This window comes from Paraburkholderia sp. MM6662-R1 (assembly GCF_050436245.1).
Classification (GTDB): Bacteria; Pseudomonadota; Gammaproteobacteria; order Burkholderiales; family Burkholderiaceae; genus Paraburkholderia; species Paraburkholderia tuberum.
This window is the reverse complement of the sequence record NZ_JBNDLV010000003.1, coordinates 330,079-346,466: the sequence shown is the minus strand read 5'-3', so window position 1 is coordinate 346,466 and position 16,388 is coordinate 330,079. Positions and strand designations below refer to the sequence as shown.

16 protein-coding genes and 2 pseudogenes are annotated in these 16,388 nt (G+C 63.8%); 7 read left to right on the top strand and 11 right to left on the bottom strand.

The genetic code is table 11. The features are described 5' to 3' along the window. Positions 1 to 116: 116 nt before the first annotated feature. Positions 117 to 1,378 (bottom strand): annotated as a pseudogene (locus OKW39_RS24150) (tyrosine-type recombinase/integrase); the annotation flags it as partial. Here OKW39_RS24150 and OKW39_RS24145 point away from each other — a divergent pair. The 4 genes and pseudogenes from OKW39_RS24145 to OKW39_RS24130 form a co-directional block, all read left to right on the top strand. Then, positions 1,260 to 1,652: pseudogene (locus tag OKW39_RS24145) on the top strand (TSUP family transporter); the annotation flags it as partial. The pseudogenes OKW39_RS24150 and OKW39_RS24145 overlap by 119 nt on opposite strands. Before the next feature lie 43 nt (positions 1,653 to 1,695). Further along, the gene (locus OKW39_RS24140) at positions 1,696 to 2,127 is read left to right on the top strand and encodes a YeeE/YedE family protein (protein ID WP_184010771.1); all 432 of its coding nucleotides are present in this window, start codon (positions 1,696 to 1,698) and stop codon (positions 2,125 to 2,127) included. A gap of 1 nt (position 2,128) precedes the next feature. Then, positions 2,129 to 2,566 carry a DUF6691 family protein gene (locus tag OKW39_RS24135; protein ID WP_429563887.1) on the top strand — a complete coding sequence of 146 codons (438 nt, stop codon included), beginning with the start codon at positions 2,129 to 2,131 and terminating at the stop codon, positions 2,564 to 2,566. A gap of 63 nt (positions 2,567 to 2,629) precedes the next feature. Then, positions 2,630 to 3,160: a cytochrome b gene (locus OKW39_RS24130; RefSeq protein ID WP_187615784.1), complete on the top strand. Its 531-nt coding sequence runs from the start codon at positions 2,630 to 2,632 to the stop codon at positions 3,158 to 3,160. A 204-nt stretch (positions 3,161 to 3,364) separates the two neighbouring features. Here the strand turns inward: OKW39_RS24130 and OKW39_RS24125 are convergent, their stop codons facing one another. Continuing rightward, complete coding sequence (locus OKW39_RS24125; RefSeq protein ID WP_429563886.1) at positions 3,365 to 5,398, bottom strand: glycoside hydrolase family 28 protein; 2,034 nt, start codon at positions 5,396 to 5,398, stop codon at positions 3,365 to 3,367. A 415-nt stretch (positions 5,399 to 5,813) separates the two neighbouring features. On the opposite strand from OKW39_RS24125, the gene OKW39_RS24120 reads away from it, so the two are divergent. Beyond that, on the top strand, positions 5,814 to 7,535 hold the full coding sequence (locus OKW39_RS24120; protein WP_429564263.1) for a ShlB/FhaC/HecB family hemolysin secretion/activation protein: 1,722 nt from the start codon (positions 5,814 to 5,816) through the stop codon (positions 7,533 to 7,535). A 61-nt stretch (positions 7,536 to 7,596) separates the two neighbouring features. Here OKW39_RS24120 and OKW39_RS24115 read toward each other — a convergent pair whose 3' ends face one another. From OKW39_RS24115 to OKW39_RS24100, 4 genes are all read right to left on the bottom strand, one after another. Then, the gene (locus OKW39_RS24115; protein WP_429360712.1) at positions 7,597 to 8,274 is read right to left on the bottom strand and encodes a phosphoribosyltransferase; all 678 of its coding nucleotides are present in this window, start codon (positions 8,272 to 8,274) and stop codon (positions 7,597 to 7,599) included. 49 nt (positions 8,275 to 8,323) lie between these two features. Next, positions 8,324 to 8,587 carry a hypothetical protein gene (locus OKW39_RS24110; protein WP_429360557.1) on the bottom strand — a complete coding sequence of 88 codons (264 nt, stop codon included), beginning with the start codon at positions 8,585 to 8,587 and terminating at the stop codon, positions 8,324 to 8,326. Between the two features lie 56 nt (positions 8,588 to 8,643). Next, entirely contained in the window at positions 8,644 to 9,333 is a 690-nt protein-coding gene (locus OKW39_RS24105) for a CBS domain-containing protein (RefSeq protein ID WP_429563885.1), read from the bottom strand. Positions 9,334 to 9,756: 423 nt separating this feature from the next. Next, positions 9,757 to 10,707, bottom strand: a complete 951-nt coding sequence (locus tag OKW39_RS24100) for an acetyltransferase (protein WP_429332406.1) — start codon at positions 10,705 to 10,707, stop codon at positions 9,757 to 9,759. Between the two features lie 174 nt (positions 10,708 to 10,881). On the opposite strand from OKW39_RS24100, the gene OKW39_RS24095 reads away from it, so the two are divergent. Together OKW39_RS24095 and OKW39_RS24090 are read left to right on the top strand one after the other, a co-directional pair. Then, complete coding sequence (locus OKW39_RS24095; protein ID WP_176078841.1) at positions 10,882 to 11,190, top strand: hypothetical protein; 309 nt, start codon at positions 10,882 to 10,884, stop codon at positions 11,188 to 11,190. Beyond that, a complete protein-coding gene (locus tag OKW39_RS24090) occupies positions 11,187 to 12,848 on the top strand; it encodes an AAA family ATPase (protein WP_429563884.1) in 1,662 nt (553 codons plus the stop codon). The genes OKW39_RS24095 and OKW39_RS24090 overlap by 4 nt, the downstream gene beginning before the upstream one ends. A 111-nt stretch (positions 12,849 to 12,959) precedes the next feature. On the opposite strand, the gene OKW39_RS24085 is transcribed toward OKW39_RS24090, so the two are convergent. From OKW39_RS24085 to OKW39_RS24065, 5 genes are all read right to left on the bottom strand, one after another. Then, positions 12,960 to 13,202 (bottom strand): hypothetical protein, encoded by a 243-nt coding sequence (locus tag OKW39_RS24085; RefSeq protein ID WP_184058754.1) that lies wholly within the window; start codon positions 13,200 to 13,202, stop codon positions 12,960 to 12,962. A gap of 248 nt (positions 13,203 to 13,450) precedes the next feature. Further along, the gene (locus tag OKW39_RS24080; protein WP_429563883.1) at positions 13,451 to 14,332 is read right to left on the bottom strand and encodes a F0F1 ATP synthase subunit gamma; all 882 of its coding nucleotides are present in this window, start codon (positions 14,330 to 14,332) and stop codon (positions 13,451 to 13,453) included. 341 nt (positions 14,333 to 14,673) lie between these two features. Continuing rightward, the gene (locus OKW39_RS24075; protein WP_429332410.1) at positions 14,674 to 15,201 is read right to left on the bottom strand and encodes a flavodoxin family protein; all 528 of its coding nucleotides are present in this window, start codon (positions 15,199 to 15,201) and stop codon (positions 14,674 to 14,676) included. A 233-nt stretch (positions 15,202 to 15,434) separates the two neighbouring features. Then, a complete protein-coding gene (locus OKW39_RS24070; RefSeq protein ID WP_429332411.1) occupies positions 15,435 to 15,848 on the bottom strand; it encodes a cupin domain-containing protein in 414 nt (137 codons plus the stop codon). A gap of 36 nt (positions 15,849 to 15,884) precedes the next feature. Beyond that, positions 15,885 to 16,160 (bottom strand): hypothetical protein, encoded by a 276-nt coding sequence (locus OKW39_RS24065; protein WP_429563882.1) that lies wholly within the window; start codon positions 16,158 to 16,160, stop codon positions 15,885 to 15,887. Positions 16,161 to 16,388: the final 228 nt, after the last annotated feature.

Here is a 16,388-nt window from a genome sequence, read left to right as displayed (position 1 = left end):
TTTCAATCCACGAACGATAGGGATCCAGATATCGAGTACCTTAATTGTATTAGCCTGGACCGGACCTGACAGGGCTTGTAAGCCAGAACTGCAGAAATTTTCGAAATTGTTTTGATTCAGCGAGTTAGCCTCTGTTTGCGGGCGGCAAAGGCCTGATTCATTTGCCGCGCGCGTTGGATTTCGTCGCCATGCAGGTAGATCGAAGTCGTCGCGATTGAAGCATGTCGAAGGTTGTCGCGTACAGTCGTCAATTCAGCACCACGTATGAGAGCATGGCTCGCATGACTGTGGCGCATCCAGTGAGAGCTCGCGCGGCACAGCTTGTCGGCGGTCGCAGGCTGTTCGGGCTGGATTACGTCGGCTGCCTGCATGAAGAATCGTCGCATCACGCGCCACAGGCGGGAGCCAGCAATGCCGGCGTTACCGTCCTCGCCAAGGCTGGCGACCAGCGGCGTCTTCGGATTCCAGCGTTCCGGCGTAACTGGGAGTTTTCGCCGGACGAGATACTGGTCGAGCGCAGTACGCGCAAGCGGCGGCAACGCCACCTTGCCGGGCTTGCCACCCTTGCCTACCAGATGCAGCCAGTGATCGCCGCGCTCGTCAACACGGACATCGGCCAGCACGGCGCCAATCAGTTCGCTTGCGCGCAGGCCCGTCGCATAGCCGAAGTCCAGCAGGAAACGTAGTCGCTGTCCCGCCGGCTCAGACCACCCGTACGACCACTCGAGGCTGTCCGCGATTGCGCGTAGCAGCGCCCATTCGCCTTCTCGTAAAGGGTCGCCATTCAACCGAATCGCGCGATCGAGGCGGACCAACCCAGCGCTCGCGAGGTGTCGGCCGGCGCAGGAAGGCACGGTACGCGATCGCATCATCGGTCGTCAGCGAGGACAGTGCCCGTCCGCGTTCGACGATGGCCCACAGGATCAGGCGCTCGGCTTCCTTCCTGTAGGCGCGTTGCGTGGCTGCGGTCTCGTGTAGTGCGAGCCACGCCTGCACCGCCTCGTAGTCGTTTGTCGCGTTCAGCGTGCAGGCATGCCGCGGTGCCCGGAAGCTGCACCGCGAGCCATCGACCTCGTGAGGCAGGTTCAATTGTTCCCACGGCACGATGCCGCTCGGTTGCGCGACGGCGATCAAGGCTCGGGCGCGTTCGGAAAGCTGCGGATGAAACGCGAAGAACGCTTCGATCTGTCGCGCGACCGTCACGCCCCAGCCCTTCGATTACTGTCCACCAGCGGCGCCGCCGTGGAATCCGCACGGCGACCGGCCGCTTTCGCTGGACCTGGCCGACCGCAGCCGCGCTCGCGGCCACCGGTTCGCTGACGGGATTGATGACGGGGATGCTCGGTGTCGGCGGCGGCTTCATCATCGTGCCGATGATGCACAAGCTGACGGACGTATCGATGCACGGTATCGTCGCGACTTCGCTGATGGTGATCGCACTCGTCGACAGTGGCGGCGTTCTCGCGACGGCCACGCACGGCGCAACGCTTCCACTCGAAGTCGCGTTGTGGTTCACTGGCGCCACCGCCGCCGGTATGCTCAGCGGACGGCTTGCATCGCATCACATCGCCGCGCGTCAGGTGCAACTGGGCTTTGCGAGCATCCTCGTCTGCGTGGCGCTCGGCCTGCTGGTCAAAGCGGCGCTGATGTAAGCGCTGCCGCTTCCCTCCACCCACACGACAGTCAACCTGAACGATGATCGATCTCGACCATTTCACCCCGCTCGCGTCCTTGTGCGGAGGCCTGCTGATCGGCGCCGTGGCTGCGGCGATGGTGCTTTTGCTGGGCCGCATCGCCGGAATCAGCGGGATAGTCGGCGGCCTGCTGCGCTGGACCAGGCGAGACGGCGCATGGCGCGTCGCCTTCGTTGCCGGGCTGGTCGCTGCCGCGGTAATCGCGCGCGCGGTCGGTGCGCCCGTCGCGATCACCGTCGACGCGTCGTGGCCGGCCGTGATCGCGGCCGGCTTTCTGGTCGGCATCGGCACCCGCTATGGCAGCGGTTGCACGAGCGGACACGGCGTGTGTGGCATTTCACGCGGCGCCACGCGCTCGCTCGTAGCGACGGCGACGTTCATGGCGGCCGGCTTCGTCACCGTCTATATCATGCGACATCTTCTCGGAGCCTAGGATGGCAACAGTCGTTTCATTCGTATGCGGGCTGCTGTTCGGCTTCGGCCTGCTGTTGTCGGGCATGGCCAACCCCGCCAAAGTGCTGGGCTTTCTCGATTTCGCAGGACGCTGGGACCCGTCGCTTGCGTTCGTGATGATCGGCGCGGTGGCTGTCGCAGCAATCGGCTTCGCGATCGCGAAGCGCCGCGGCAAGTCGCTGCTCGGATTGCCGATGCAGATTCCCGCGTCAACGCACGTCACGCGAAGGCTGATGGTGGGCAGCTTCGCGTTCGGCGTCGGTTGGGGAATTGCAGGGTTCTGTCCCGGCCCGGCGCTCGTTGCGCTCGGACTCGGGTCGGTGAAAGCGTGGGTGTTCGTGGCGGCGATGATCGCGGGAATGGCGGTCTTCGAGTTGTTGGAACGGCGCAGACAGGCGGCCTTGGCGACTACCCCTTAACCTGGCCTTAAGGCGCGGCCGTGTACGATCTGTTTCGACTGAATCCAACTCACAGGCTCCCCTATGCAAGTCTCCCCTGAACACCGATATGACATCGTCGCACGTTTGCTCCATTGGCTCGTCGTCGGGCTGGTTGCCGCGCAGTTCGTGATCGGCTGGACGATGCCCGACGTGCACCGCGATACCGTGCCGGACGGCGAAATCGCCTGGCACCTTGGCGTCGGCACCGCACTGCTCGCAGCGATGGTGTTACGGGTGCTGTGGCGCGTGACTCATCGGTCGCCGCCGGACAACCTGCCGCCGCTGTTTCGCGCCGCTTCGAAGCTCACGCACCTCGCGCTGTATGTGCTGCTCGTGCTGGTGCCGCTGCTCGGCTGGATCAACGCTTCGTCGCGCACGTGGACGGTCCGCCTCGCCGGACTTGCCTCGTTGCCCTCACTGTCGGCACCTGGTTCGTCATTCGGACATGCGATGGGCGATGTTCACGGCGTCCTCGCCTGGGTGCTGTTCGGCGTGATCTGCCTGCATATCGCAGCGGCGATGTTTCATCAGTTCGTCGCCGGCGACCGCGTTCTGCAGCGCATGAAGATCTAGCGCGACACATATCGCCCAAGCTGGAACGACTTGATTTCCGCCATGTCCTGAGTGACGACATAAGGTCCGAATATTCCGGCCTACGCGGCGAGCCTGATGAGCGAGCTGCAAAGTGGCTCGTCTTGAGAGCCCCCCGCGCGACGACTTCACTCTAGCTGTGCGACGCCAAAGAGCGGCGCCTCGCCGCTCTTTGGTGCGTCGTATTTAACGCGGATCCGACAGCGTCTGATTCAGCGTCTGCCCAGCGATGATCACGTTCTGCAACGTAATGTCGTGCACGTTGTAGAGGTAGATCGGACCCGGCGTGCTGGCGCTCGCGGGGCCTGCGGCCACAGGCGTGCCGAAGTCGCAGTTGGAAATCGTCACTCCCGTGATTGCCGGTACGGTCGGCGCAGGCGCCGGACCGTTGTAGTCGAACGCAACTGGACCTTGCGCAACGACGGCCTGGAAACAGGAGCCGGTTGTACTGCCCAATGTCACGTTCGAAGCATTGACGTTCGTGATGTTGACGTTGTCAATGAGCGCGGGGCGTGTGCGAATCGCATCGGCGGCAGGCTGGTAATCGCAATCGAACGTGATCAGGCCGCCTTGAGACGCGGACGGGTTGGCGGCTGTTGCGGTGGCCACACCGATGGGCACGGTGCCGTTGATCGGACTGCCCGTCAGCATCTTGCTGCCGTAGCCTCCACCTGTCAGGCTCACGCCGTGCGGGAGCGTGACGCCGTTCACGTAGAAGTTCTTGACGTAGCCTCCACGGTTCATGTTCGTCTTGATACGGATCGCGATGTTCAGCGAATTCGTTGCCCAGAACTGATTGAGCATGGTCAGATTGCGCGCGTAGATGTTCTGCACGCCGCCACCCATCTCGCTGCCGAGCGTAATGCCGCCGTGACCGCTATTCATCATGCAGTTCTGGATCACATGGTTCTGCGCGGGTCCGTACTCCGTGTCGAGATCCTTGCCTGACTTGATCGCGATGCAGTCGTCGCCGGTGTTGAACGTTACGCTGTCGCACAGCACCGTGTTGCAGGCGTCGGGGTCGAAGCCGTCGTTGTTCGGTCCGATACTGTCGGCTGTCACGCCACGGATCACGACGTTCGTGCAGTCCGTCGGATGATGCTGCCAGAACGGCGTATTGTTGGTTCGGTAGTTTTCCATCAGCACGTTCGTGCAACCGATGAACTCGACCATACACGGCCGCAGATAGTGGCCGAGACCAAAGATTCGCTGCGCGACCGGCACGCCCGCTTCGGAGAGCGCCGGCAGGTAGTTCTGGTCTTGCTGCCACGGCGTAGCCGGATTGGTCAATAGCGTGTAGAGCGAGGCCGAAATGGTGGGGGCGACCACCATCAGATCGACGTTATTCGGATTCGTATAGGCCTGGGATGGCGTGGTCGACCCCGCGCAGCCGTATGCGCCGCTGGAACCCTTGTAGGTCCACCAGCAAGTGCTGGTGTTTCCGCTTCCGGCGAACGGCGTCATCGCCTGACCGTTCAGCACCGAGGTCGGGCCTTCGCCAGTCACCCCGATATTGTTCGCATTTCGCGCGTACACGGGCGAGCCGAAGTTCAGGCAGTCGTTCGCCTGCCAGCGGCTGTAGTAAAGGTTGCCGTTGGCGCCGCAGTTGACCGGACCGTCCTTCGCATAGTCGGCGGGATTCGGGCTGAAATAGATCGTGCAGTTCGCGCTCAGATGGAAGTTGACGTTGCTCTGCAGCACGATGGGACCCGCGCAATACCACGTGCCCGCCGGCACCACGACCCGGCCGCCACCGGCTGCACTGCAGGCCGCGATTGCCGCGAGGAAAGCGGGACGTGAATCGAACGATCCCGGTGCGTTGGTCGCGCCCGCCCCCGTACTCAGGGGCGATGAACTGCCGGTGTAGGGGTTGGCCTGGGCAATGACCGCGCACGGTTGCGCACCGTACTGTTCGACCTGGAAATCGACGGCCGGGAACGCGCTCTGCGTGATTTTCTGCAGCGCATTAATGATGTTCGTCGCTGAGCCGTTGGGACCCCAGATCGGGTCGGCCGCAGCCGTTGACGGCGTGCTTCCCGTCGCTGGCGTGGAACTACTGCTTCCGCCTGCCGCGGAAGCGGAAACTCCGCCGCCGCAAGCCTGCAGGAGTGCGCTGCCGGCGAGCGCGCCTCCGAGGCCAATGAAGCCACGGCGCGAAATGCGCAAGGTGTCGCCCGTTGCGGGCGCATTTTTATCAAGATCGCACGACAGCTTGGACATGGAGTCCCCTCCGGACAAATAGTTGTAGGCGCACGAGAGAATCGTCATCGCGCATGTTGTATGACAAGTCTAGAAGAGTAAAGACAAGACGCGGGTCAGTACATATCGTGGAAACCCTTACTAAATGTTTCCTCGATAGCATTCGCGAGGTGTGAAGAGGGTTCGGGTTGCTTTTGGAAACTCGCGCAGGCGCTTCGACTAGAATAATTTCGACGTGCGGCTCCGGATTCGATGCACCACACCCGTTAATAGGTATCGCCATGAACGACGGAAGGCTCGTATTGCATGCGCGACATCGGGTTGAGGGCGGCGGCCTGCTGGTCGCCGCAGCCTGCGGCCAGCCTGCCAATAGGCACAGCGCTTTGCATATAAGCGATCGATGAAATCGCGATCCGCCGCCTGCACTGCTGTCCTGATGATCGCAACGTGCATTGCGGGCATCATGCAGACCTCACCAGTAGCGGCACAGGCATGGCGCGACCTCGCGCCGCAACCCGCACCGCAGGCGCCGCGAAGCGCGTCGTCACCCTCCTCCCCGGAAGCGCAGGCCGAGTCCGCACGGATCGCTGTCGAGCGGCTTGCCGGGCTCGTCTTCGAACCAGCCGGCGCGTCCGCGGCGGCATCGCCGAGGCAGCAAGTTCGTATCGTCGCGCAAGGATTGCCCGTACTCGACGCCGCCTTCCTGCAGAGCTTCGCCACGGACCTCGACAAGCCGCTGACCTTCGGCCGCCTCGCCGAGATACGCCGCGCCGTGGTCGCGCGTTATCGGGCGGCGGGAAAGCCGCTCGTCGACGTCTACGTGCCGGAACAGGACGTGAGCTCGGGTGTCGTGCGTATCGCCATTGCCGAATTCAGACTGGGTCGGGTTCATGCCAGCGGCAACACCTACTTTTCGAGCAGGCTTCTCGAACGTGAAATGCCGCTCGAGCCCGGCGGACCGATCCTGCAATCGGCGGTCTCGAAGGGACTTGCGGTGCTCAACGCGAATCCTTACCGACGGGTCGATGCTGTTTTTGCGCCCGGTGAGGCCGCCGACACGACCGACGTCGTGTTGCAAACCGAAGACCGGCTGCCGCTTCGCGTAAGCGCGGGTTACGACAATGAAGGCGTGCCGGAGCTCGGCCGTGATCGGTTCTTTGCAGGCATAGGCTACGGCAACCTGCTTGGTCTCGATCAGCAGATCGCCTATCAATTCACGGCCAGCAACGATTTTTTCAGCGGCAATCCGAATATCGAAGGCCGCCCGAACCGCGCCCGCTTCACCGCGCACGCGCTGAACTACACGGCGCCGCTGCCTTGGCTCGACAGTATCGAGTTGTTCGGCGTCTACGCGCAGAGCACGCCACGGTTGCCCGACACGTATGGGCAAACGGGCATTTCTGCGCAGCTCAGCTTTCGCTACGACTTGCGTCTGCCGACCATCACGGACACGACACAGTTGATCCAGATCGGATACGACTTCAAGCGCAGCAACAACGATCTGGAATTTGGCGGCTCCCAGGTTTTCAACTCGAATACGCACATACATCAGTTCGTGTTGTCTTACGACATCAGCAAACCGACCGAGGCTGGCACGGCGCACGCCGCGGCGACACTCGTCGCCAGTCCGGGCGGACTGGATGGCAACAATCAGGATTCGGCATTTAACGCCGCGCGGCAGGGCGCGACGGCCCGCTACGTCTATATGCAGTTGACAGCGTCTCGTGCCACCGCGCTTGGGGCTGGCTTCACGCTGATCACGAACGGAACGTTCCAGTGGACGCCGAACACGTTATTACCGAGCGAGGAGATGGGGCTCGGCGGGGAGTCCAGTGTGCGAGGCTACGACCCATACGTCACGCTGGGCGATCGCGGCTGGAACATTCAGACCGAGGTGCGCACGCCTGCGATCTCGCTCGGCGCGAGCAACGCAGTCGTGCAACCCTTTGTGTTTTTCGATGCGGGCCGCGTATGGAGCACGATCGACCAGCCAGCCGAAAATAACCCCGGTCTGCTCGCGGGCGTCGGCGCGGGCGTGCGCGTCCAATGGTCGAGATTCGTGGATTTGCGCTGCACCTATGGCGCGCCATTACGCTCGGCGACACCTAACGGTTCGAAGGCGCCGATCGTGCTCTTGTACGTGTCGGTCGGAACGTGAGCCGTCGATAGATGCCCCATGTTCGACACGGCCCGCCGCCGTGTCTGCCTTCATTGCGCCGTCAGCCGGCCGAGTCCGAGCCCTGCTCGGGCTCCCAACCGCGCGCGGCGGCGAGACAGGCGCGGACTTCTTCATCGGTCGTCTGGTCGAAATTCACATAGAACCCGCCGATCCCCATCAACCAATCCGGCTGCAGCACGCTCACGAACGCGTGCGCGATTCCTTCGAATGCCGTGCACGCATCGGATTGCGACACCGGGACCGCCACCACGATCCGAGCGGGATGTCTGCTGCGGAGCGCGTCTAGCGCCGCATGCATCGATGCCCCCGTCGCGATGCCGTCGTCGACCACGATCACCGTCTTGCCCTGTACTGGCACCGGCGGGCATTCCCCACGGTACGCCAGTTCCCTGCGCGCGAGTTCGGCTGTTTCGCGCGCGATCACGTCGGCCAATTGGGCGTCACGGATTTGCAGTTCGCGAAGCACCGACCTTTCCAGATGAAGGGCGCCCCCCGTCGCGATGGCGCCCATCGCCAGTTCCTCGTCTTGCGGCGCCCCAAGCTTTCTGACGACGAGAACGTCGAGCTTCGCATGCAATGCCCGTGCGACTTCGAACGCGACAGGAACGCCGCCGCGCGGCAGAGCCAGCACCACCAGATCGCCGCGACCCTGATAGTCGCGCAGTGCGTGGGCCAGCTGTCTGCCAGCGTCGGCGCGGTCGCGAAACAGGTTGCCCATCGCTTTTCCTCCCGCAACGTCGGTGCGCGTTGCCAGAGCCACTATGCCATCAATCGGCCGCATCAAGCGTCCTCCTGAACGGAGAAGTTTTCACGGGTCTCGCCGGCGATGCCGATACCCCACCGCTTCCGAAGCACGTGCCCGAGAACCCCGGGGCGCCATCCGACGAAAACCCCGGCACGAATGCGAACTCGTCGTTGACCGTGATCAGAAAATCACGGTTGTAGCGCGATGGCGCGAAGATCGTCACCGAGCGGAAGAACTGCGACGTCTGGAACGGACGGTCGAGGTCCAGGCACTGCGTCGGGACCATGACGCGGCACGGCGTGCAGAACATGCCGGAATGCCCGCGATTTGCCGCGCCCCTGTTCACATCGGCGTGAACGCGACCGAATATTCCAGATGATCCTTTACGCCTTTTACCCCTGGCACCCGCGCGGCGGCGGCGAGGATCGCCTGGCGTTCTTCCTCGGAGCGCACCGCTCCCCAGCAATGAGCGACGCCGTCCGTGACGATCAGGTCGTCGGCGGCCATCGCCCAACGATGTCCGTCGAGTTCCTTCGTGATCGCGCTGCGAATCTGATCGTCCGACGGTTGCGCATCGAGCTGCGCGGGTGCGCAACTCGCGAGCGCGCGCACCAGATTGGCCCGGCTGACGATGCCGACGAGCTTGCCCTTGCTCAAGACCGGTAACCGCTTGATGTGCTTGCGCCCTAGCAGTTCGGCGACCGCGCCAAGCGGCGTCGATTCGTCGACGGTGACGGCGGGGGCGCTCATCACGTCACGCACCCGAATCGAACGCTCCTTCAGATACTCGACCGCGAGTTGACGCGTAGGCGCGAGGAACTCCGCGAGCCACGAGCGCCGCTGCGTTTCGGTGCCGGTTTCGACGCGCCGGAGCAGATCGCCCTCGCTGACGATGCCAATCACGCTGCCTGCGTCGTCGACGACGGGCATGCCGCTGATCCGGCTGTCGGCAAGCAGCTTTGCCGCGTCATAGACCGAACTTTCCGCTGCGATTGAAACCACCCGGGTGGTCATGATGTCCGAGGCTTGCATAGTGATCTCCATATCGAGTGCCCTGCGCTGTCGCACATGGGTGCCGGCAGGCGCGAGGCGACGCAATTGACAGGCGCTGAAGGACGCGTCGCCGTGCTCCCTTCGGCGCCAACTTCGAATCCGCTCGCGCGGCGCGCCGCCGCGACGGAGTCCGCGTCGACCAGTCGTTGCAACGCGTCGATTCCGCCGTGCCATGCGCCTATCGCAAAGATCCGGCCACTCGTGATGAGCCCCGGGTTCGAGTACAGCCCAATGATCGATGCGTAGCGGCGGACCATCGTTGATTTGCATCAAGCATCAAGGCCGCCCTCCGCTGTCCAGGCGACGGTGACGGCGTCCATGTCGATGCGCCATCTGGGGAATTCGCACTGCCGACTGCGATGCGGCGGTGAATTACCGGTCACCCGCTCCACGAACGTCGCGTCAAAACGCAACGCTGAACGCTGTCACGAATTCGTCGAGCCGCGCGCGATCGAGCCCGTCGATACCGGCGGCAGCGACCCTGCCGTTTCCTCCGAACTTCCTGCAAAGGACGTCGGCGCCTCGCGGACAATCGAGCGGAGCCCGTACGCTCGCCGTGTATCGGCCATCGGCGCCGGCCGTCAGGACCGCGTGCGCTCGCGCCGGGTCGCGTCGCGCGACGAGATTGGCGAAATCACCTCGCACGCGCCGCGCCCACGCCGCGTCGGGAAGAATGTGCAGCGTTCCATTGGCGAGCCGCCGCGTTACCGCGAGTCCCAAGGCCAGTTCGAGGTCTTCCGTTCGTCGCGCCTGCAGTTCGGGCAGCACGCCGGTCGATGCAATGAACTCGAGCGGATCCGAATAGGGTTGAATGGCGCGATACATCTCGACAGGATCGACGGCAAGATCGACAACGCTGTCCCCGTAGGCGTTGTAGTTGATCGCTTCGCCGAGTTCGCGCAGTTTGCGCTCATCGGACGAGTTCACCGCGCACGCACTGGCGGCCCGATGCGCTGCCCGATGCAGGTTGTCGCCATAGGCCGCGACCACCGCCCATCGCGTGTACCGGCCTTGAAGATGGCGGTCCACGATCAGCGCAGTGCACCTATCCGGTGACGTATCGATATGCGTCGTCAGCAGCGCGTGTGCGGGGATGGGACCGGCGAAATGATGATCGAAATAGTCGATCTTTACACCAAGATCCAGCAATGCGATGAGTGGCTCGCGGTTCGAGTCGAGCGAAATATCCAGCACGGTCACGCTGTCGCCCGGCTGCGCGTTCGCGCGTTGCAGAAGCATTATCTCGCGCTTGGCTCCCGTGATCAGGATGGTGTCGGCAGGCTCGGCGAGCCGCAACTGATGCAGCGCGCAGATGCCGTCGGCATCGCCATTGAAAATATCGAATCGCTTCATCCGCTGCTCCACCGGCGCGTTGCTGCCACGATCGCACGCGGCTTGACTGCGGTCAATCGGTGACCCACGCTCCATTTCGTATGGAAGCGTACAGGCAGTTGCCGAGCGACTGGCGATGCCCGGCTACCGCCTCGTTGATACAGATCAAGCCGGTTACCATACCCGATGGCTTAAATGAGTAGACGATTCCGGCTCGCGCGCAAGGCGGGCGCCGGCCGTCCCATCACGCGGAGGTCAACCGTGCCGAATGAGACGCTCGTGCTTCACCATGAGGCCCGGCAATGGCTGCTCGATGGCATCAATGCGCTCGCCGAGGCCGTCAAGGTCATGCCTGGTTTCGGCGGCCGCAGCGTGATCGTCGAACGCGCGCCCGGCGTGCCGCTCGTCGCGAATTCCGGCCCGGTTGTCGCGGGCTCGGTCGACTTGAGCGGTCGCCACGGAGAAATGGGCGCGCAGCTGCCCGCGAGGTGGAGTCCGGCATGAGTTCGCCACGAAGCCGCAAGCTTTCTTCACCACGCGCCAATGCAGGCATGCGCGGCATCCAGCATCTCGCCAACCGGGTCCGCGCCGCGCGCCGCAGCGTGCGCGGACTCGACGCGACGCTGCGCAGGCCGGGCACGTACCGTCATCCAGCGGGCAGGATCGTCCGGGTCGAAACGCACATATCCGTCGTGTATCTCGCCGGGCGCTTCGCGTACAAGATCATCAAACCCGTCGCCCCGGGTTTCGCGGACTTTACCGCCACCGCGACCCGCAAGCGCTGCTGCGAAGCCCAGCTCCGTCTGAACCGGCCGCTCGCGCAAGGTATTTACGCCGGCGTGCTGCCGATTGCGCGCCACGCCGGCGTGCTGACACTCGGGGACGGCGGCGTGACAGTCGATCACGCGGTCAAGATGCGCCGCTTCGACGAGGCGATGCTCTTTTCGAGTCTCGCGGCGAAGGGAGCACTGACGCCGCGCGACATCGACGGCGCGGCGAAGCGGCTCGCTGACTATCACCTGAGGGCGCCCCGCAACGCGCCGTCGTCGCGCTACGGCAGCGCCACGCTGGTGCGAACGCAGATCGAAACGATCAACGCGGCGCTGCTGGCCAATTGCAGCCATCCCGCGCTGCCCGGCATTGCCGCGTGGTGCGCGCGACAGCTCGACCAACTCGCGCCGCTGATCGGGCGGCGCCGCGCCGAGGGTTTCGTGCGGGGCTGCCATGGCGATCTGCATCTGGACAACGTGGTTCGCTGGCGCGGCGCAATCGCGATGTTCGACTGTATCGACTTCGACGATGCGCTACGCTGGATCGACGTCGCAGCGGACGTCGCGTTTCTCGTGATGGACCTGTGCGCGCGAGCGGAGCCCCGTCTGGCCAATCGACTGTTGAACCGTTGGCTGGAAACGTCGGGCGATTATGCGGCGCTGTCGCTGATGCCTTTGTACGTCGCCTATCGCGCGCTGGTGCGGGCGTGGGTCGCGTGCCTGAAAGCGGGATACGTAGCGGGCCGCAACGTCGCCATCCCGGATCCGGCCCTGCGCTACCTCGAGGTGGCACGCGCGCAAACGCAGAAGCCGGGACCCGTTTTGCTGCTGTGTCATGGCTACTCCGGTTCGGGAAAATCGGTCGCGAGCCGGGCCCTTGCGGACCTGTGCGGCGCGGTGCGAGTGTCGAGCGATGCCGAACGCAAGCGTCCGCGGCCGGCGCCCGACGCGCAAACCTCGCCTGGCGCCGAACACTACACGCCAGCCGCACGTCACGCGATCTACGACCACCTTCTTCGACTCGCGCACCGCGTGCTGCAAAGCGGCCACAGCGCGATCGTCGACGCGACCTTTCTCGAGTTCCGTCACCGCGACACGTTTTTCGCGCTCGCCCAACGGCTTGGTGTACCGGCTCGCATTCTCGACTTTCGTGCCGAACCAACGGTGCTCGCGCAACGCATCGAAGCGCGCCGGCATGGTCCGCGCGATCTATCCGACGCCGACACCGCGACGCTCGCGCGTCAACTCGCGAGCGCCGACGCACTGACGCCGGCGGAACAGGCGTTGACCTTGTCATTCGACACCGCGGTACCGATGGCGGCGTTCGACTCCCCCGCGTTCTGGCGACCCGTGCTTGCACTGATGCAGTCAGCGCCGTTTGCGACCCGCTGATCGTGTTCCGACGCGAAGCGGGGTCATTGATCTGCGCGCGTGACCGAGGTCGCGTCCGCGTCGATCACGGCTGGCCGATGCTTCACCAGATCCGTTGATACCGGTGGGCGCTTAGAAGTAGCGCGCGCTCATTGCCGGTGCCTGTTCAACGGGCGGAAACACGTCCCACGAACCCTTGCCGTGCCGGAAAAATACGATCGTCAGCGGTCTCGAAGAAATCGCGCCTTCGAGCCAGACATACCGCGCCCGGGTGATCGCCAGGCGGCCCGTGCGCACCACGTGTGCCGGTGTCGTGCCGGTCGGCGCAAGCCATTTCTCGACCAGTGCGCGCAGCGGGATGATGGTGTCGTTCATTGCCGCCTCCCTGGACTCGCCGACCTTGGCGCCGGACATCGCGGCGTGTCGTCGAATCTATTATCGGCAACGGCTGGCGTTATCTAAATCAGCGACGGTGGAAACGGGGTTAGTCCGTCGTCGCCGGTCGTAGGAATCGGCTGACCCCAGTTGAACGATCGGACGACACGGTCCGTGCTCCACCGCCGAGGCTCAAACGCACGTCACCGAACCGGGCAGCGACACGCAGAGCCAGCACGCGGCGCGCTTCACGACTGCCCCCGTGCCGACGTAGCCGGCGGCACGCAGGCGCCCGTCGCGGCCAGTTCGGCGATTTCGGCGGTGATCTCGTCCTGCCGGACGATCCGATAGTCGCGCGTGAGTTCCTGCAGCCGGTCCTTCACATGACGGCTCGCCGCCAGCATCGCCCCCACGCGCGCCGCGCTTTCCGCCGCGAATGACTGCATCAGGCCTTCGCACAGTTCGAGGTACACGTAGCGCTCGGTGAGGCCCCTCAGCAAGCCGTCGAGCGGCAGGTTCAAAAGCGGCGCCTGCCCGCGCGACGCCACCCGGAAGCGCGTGAAATCGAACGGTACCAGCCGCCGCGTCACGATGCGCTCGTCGAGTCCGGGGCCGGGCGTCGCGTGCACGAGCCACACCTGCGACGACGCCTGATCGCGAAAGCGCGCGAACACCGCGTCCGCGAGCTGACTGGCCACGCGCATCACGTCCTCCGCGTGCGAGGCCATTCCCACAAACCAGCCGTAATGCAATGCGCGTTCCTGGGCGAGCATCACGCCGCGCGTGCCGACGATGAAAATCTCGCCCGGCTCGTCCGCCTTCAATCGTTCGACGCGCGCCAGCAGATGCTCGTTGAAGCCGCCGACGAAACCCTGCTCGGTGCATAGCACGATGATGATGCGCGCGGCGTGTTCCGGCGGCGCGGATGCCGCCGGGTCGGCCGACGGCGCCGCCGCCAGCACCATCCCGATCGCCTCGCCGACGGTCGCCGCCGTCGAGCGGATGCCCGCGAGCCGCGCCTGCGCCTCGCGCTCGCGCGCGGCGGCGATGCCGCGCATCGCGCCAATCACCGTTTCGAGTTGCCGCGCCGAAGCGGTGCGGCTTTCGATCTCACTGAGCTTGCTGCTCATCGGGACTCCCTGCTGCTTGCGCCGCGCGCGCACGTTCGTGCATCGCGCGCTCGACGAGCGGCTCCGCAACTCCCTCACGATAGCGGCCCGCCCAGCATGCAAGCTGATCCATCGCCTTCGCGCGCGAGCGCTATGACGAAGCGGCACGGCGCTACGACGCGGCGCGTCACCGTTTCCCTTTCGACCTCGCGGATGTCATTCGTCCGGAGCTCGACAAGCCGGCTTTCACGGTACCGGACGCAACGCCGGTGCACCGTCATCCACGCACCGACTTCGGCGCGTTGCGCGGTTCGCTGCGGGTTTAGTTGCATCCTTCCCGACCGCGCGTGCGACCGCCCGCGCTACACCAGCCACTCCGTCTCCCGCCGCGCCGCCATTCTTTGCCTGATCTTCTGCGCGAACGCGTCGCGTTTGTCGGCGTCCCTGCGGCGGTACAAATCGCTGCCGCTGATCACGCAGGCCGCAAGCGGCGTCTTGCCCGCCGCCTCCGACATCTGCTTCAGCGCCGATCCGCTGCCGCGCGCGCCCTCGCAGCAGAACAGCGCCAGGTGACGGATCTGTCCTCCGTTCGATTCCAGCCACGCCCGAACCGGCGCGCACGCGCCGCCTGCCCAGACGGGCGCACCGACGACGACCAGGTCGTACGCGGCGACGTCGAGCAGCGCCGGCATCACGGCGGCGCGCCGATGGCACAGCGCATCGATCACCGATCTGACGTAGCCGCGTGCGCCATCACGCGATCCTGGCCCGGCGCGTTCGCGGATCGGTTCGATGTCGGCGTCGAGTTCGGACGCGAGCAATTCGGCAACACGTCGCGTGGTGCCGGTTCGCGAGTAGTAAACGATCAGAATCCCGCAATGCTCGGTCATGTTCCTTCTCCGGCGGCAGACACTGGGCGCTCCGTCCGCCAATTGGGCGTCACTCGTTGCGTGCGCGAAGCGCGCACGCCGAGCCGGGGTGTGAACGCAGCCCGGATTAACCGGAACATTCCCTGGCCGTGATCGTTGCCCTCCACAGACGGCACGCAACTGCAGGCACCGCTACGGCGCGACGTCCGCTGCTATCACTGTATTTGCGCGCAGCCGGCAGCGCTTGACCTACATCAACTGGCGTGCGGCATCGGCGCGCTTGCTTTTGCTCTCTTACCATCGACGAATGTCCGGTTGAGCATTGTATGGTCAGTGTGCGTCGGACCCGAGTCTGAATCTGGGTGGTATATGACAATACGCATGTTTTCTTCTCCACTTTGGAAGCTATGCGCAACGCCAGGCGGAATCACGAAAGCCGTGCCACCGCGAAACTCCAGCAGTCCCTGATGTGTGTCGCAATGACCGTCACCGGAAAGAATCAGCCCGACCCGTATGGTCGGATGAGTGTGCAACGTTTGCGAAGTCTGAAGTGGCAAATGCAGAAAATTCAGGCAAGGTTCGCCGCGAGTAGGTGATGAAATTAGTAAGCTACTCGTACAGCCATCGATATAGCGCAGTCGACCAACGTCCTCGATCGGTCCGCCCATCAGAGTTACGCCCTTGTAACCGAGGCTCGTGGTAACTCAGGCTTCGGCGTTGCCTCTCAACGACAATGCGCCAGGAAAGCAACCAAATTGCCCGCTCCGTAACCGATAGACGCTTCCGTCGTGTGAGACATCCACTTCACCGGATTGCACAACGATGAAATGTGTGGAATCTGCATCGAGTCCCTGCGTATCTCCCGGCGAAATAAGAACTTTGGTTGGGCAATCCGTCTGGCGGTAGTCGAGCGCGACAGCCTCATTCATCGAAAACACCGACATCCTTTCGTTACACGGCGTATGCATATCAACAGCCATAATTGTTTCCCCACCCTCCGATTCATCAGTTTTAAAGGCCCGTTACTTCACCTTAATTTATTTTCAAGATACACCTATCAATCAGATAGGTTGTAAAGAGATACCCGTGTGGTAAACGTGCACGGATTTCTTACGGTTCTACGTTGAATCTGCCCGGGCATTGAGGCGACATTTGACAATGTTTGTAGAAGATTTGTTTTAAGTCAGATCGCCGGCTGGTGCCGATCT

Excerpts from the sequence above, each read along its gene's own strand:
- OKW39_RS24140 (WP_184010771.1), top strand. The coding sequence starts at position 1,696 with ATGATCGATCTCGACCATTTCACCCCGCTCGCGTCCTTGTGCGGAGGC.
- OKW39_RS24135 (WP_429563887.1), top strand. The coding sequence starts at position 2,129 with ATGGCAACAGTCGTTTCATTCGTATGCGGGCTGCTGTTCGGCTTCGGC.
- OKW39_RS24130 (WP_187615784.1), top strand. The coding sequence starts at position 2,630 with ATGCAAGTCTCCCCTGAACACCGATATGACATCGTCGCACGTTTGCTC.
- OKW39_RS24125 (WP_429563886.1), bottom strand. The coding sequence starts at position 5,398 with ATGTCCAAGCTGTCGTGCGATCTTGATAAAAATGCGCCCGCAACGGGC.
- OKW39_RS24120 (WP_429564263.1), top strand. The coding sequence starts at position 5,814 with ATGATCGCAACGTGCATTGCGGGCATCATGCAGACCTCACCAGTAGCG.
- OKW39_RS24115 (WP_429360712.1), bottom strand. The coding sequence starts at position 8,274 with ATGGGCAACCTGTTTCGCGACCGCGCCGACGCTGGCAGACAGCTGGCC.
- OKW39_RS24110 (WP_429360557.1), bottom strand. The coding sequence starts at position 8,587 with ATGGTCCCGACGCAGTGCCTGGACCTCGACCGTCCGTTCCAGACGTCG.
- OKW39_RS24105 (WP_429563885.1), bottom strand. The coding sequence starts at position 9,333 with ATGCAAGCCTCGGACATCATGACCACCCGGGTGGTTTCAATCGCAGCG.
- OKW39_RS24100 (WP_429332406.1), bottom strand. The coding sequence starts at position 10,707 with ATGAAGCGATTCGATATTTTCAATGGCGATGCCGACGGCATCTGCGCG.
- OKW39_RS24095 (WP_176078841.1), top strand. The coding sequence starts at position 10,882 with ATGAGTAGACGATTCCGGCTCGCGCGCAAGGCGGGCGCCGGCCGTCCC.
- OKW39_RS24090 (WP_429563884.1), top strand. The coding sequence starts at position 11,187 with ATGAGTTCGCCACGAAGCCGCAAGCTTTCTTCACCACGCGCCAATGCA.
- OKW39_RS24085 (WP_184058754.1), bottom strand. The coding sequence starts at position 13,202 with ATGAACGACACCATCATCCCGCTGCGCGCACTGGTCGAGAAATGGCTT.
- OKW39_RS24080 (WP_429563883.1), bottom strand. The coding sequence starts at position 14,332 with ATGAGCAGCAAGCTCAGTGAGATCGAAAGCCGCACCGCTTCGGCGCGG.
- OKW39_RS24075 (WP_429332410.1), bottom strand. The coding sequence starts at position 15,201 with ATGACCGAGCATTGCGGGATTCTGATCGTTTACTACTCGCGAACCGGC.
- OKW39_RS24070 (WP_429332411.1), bottom strand. The coding sequence starts at position 15,848 with ATGGGCGGACCGATCGAGGACGTTGGTCGACTGCGCTATATCGATGGC.
- OKW39_RS24065 (WP_429563882.1), bottom strand. The coding sequence starts at position 16,160 with ATGGCTGTTGATATGCATACGCCGTGTAACGAAAGGATGTCGGTGTTT.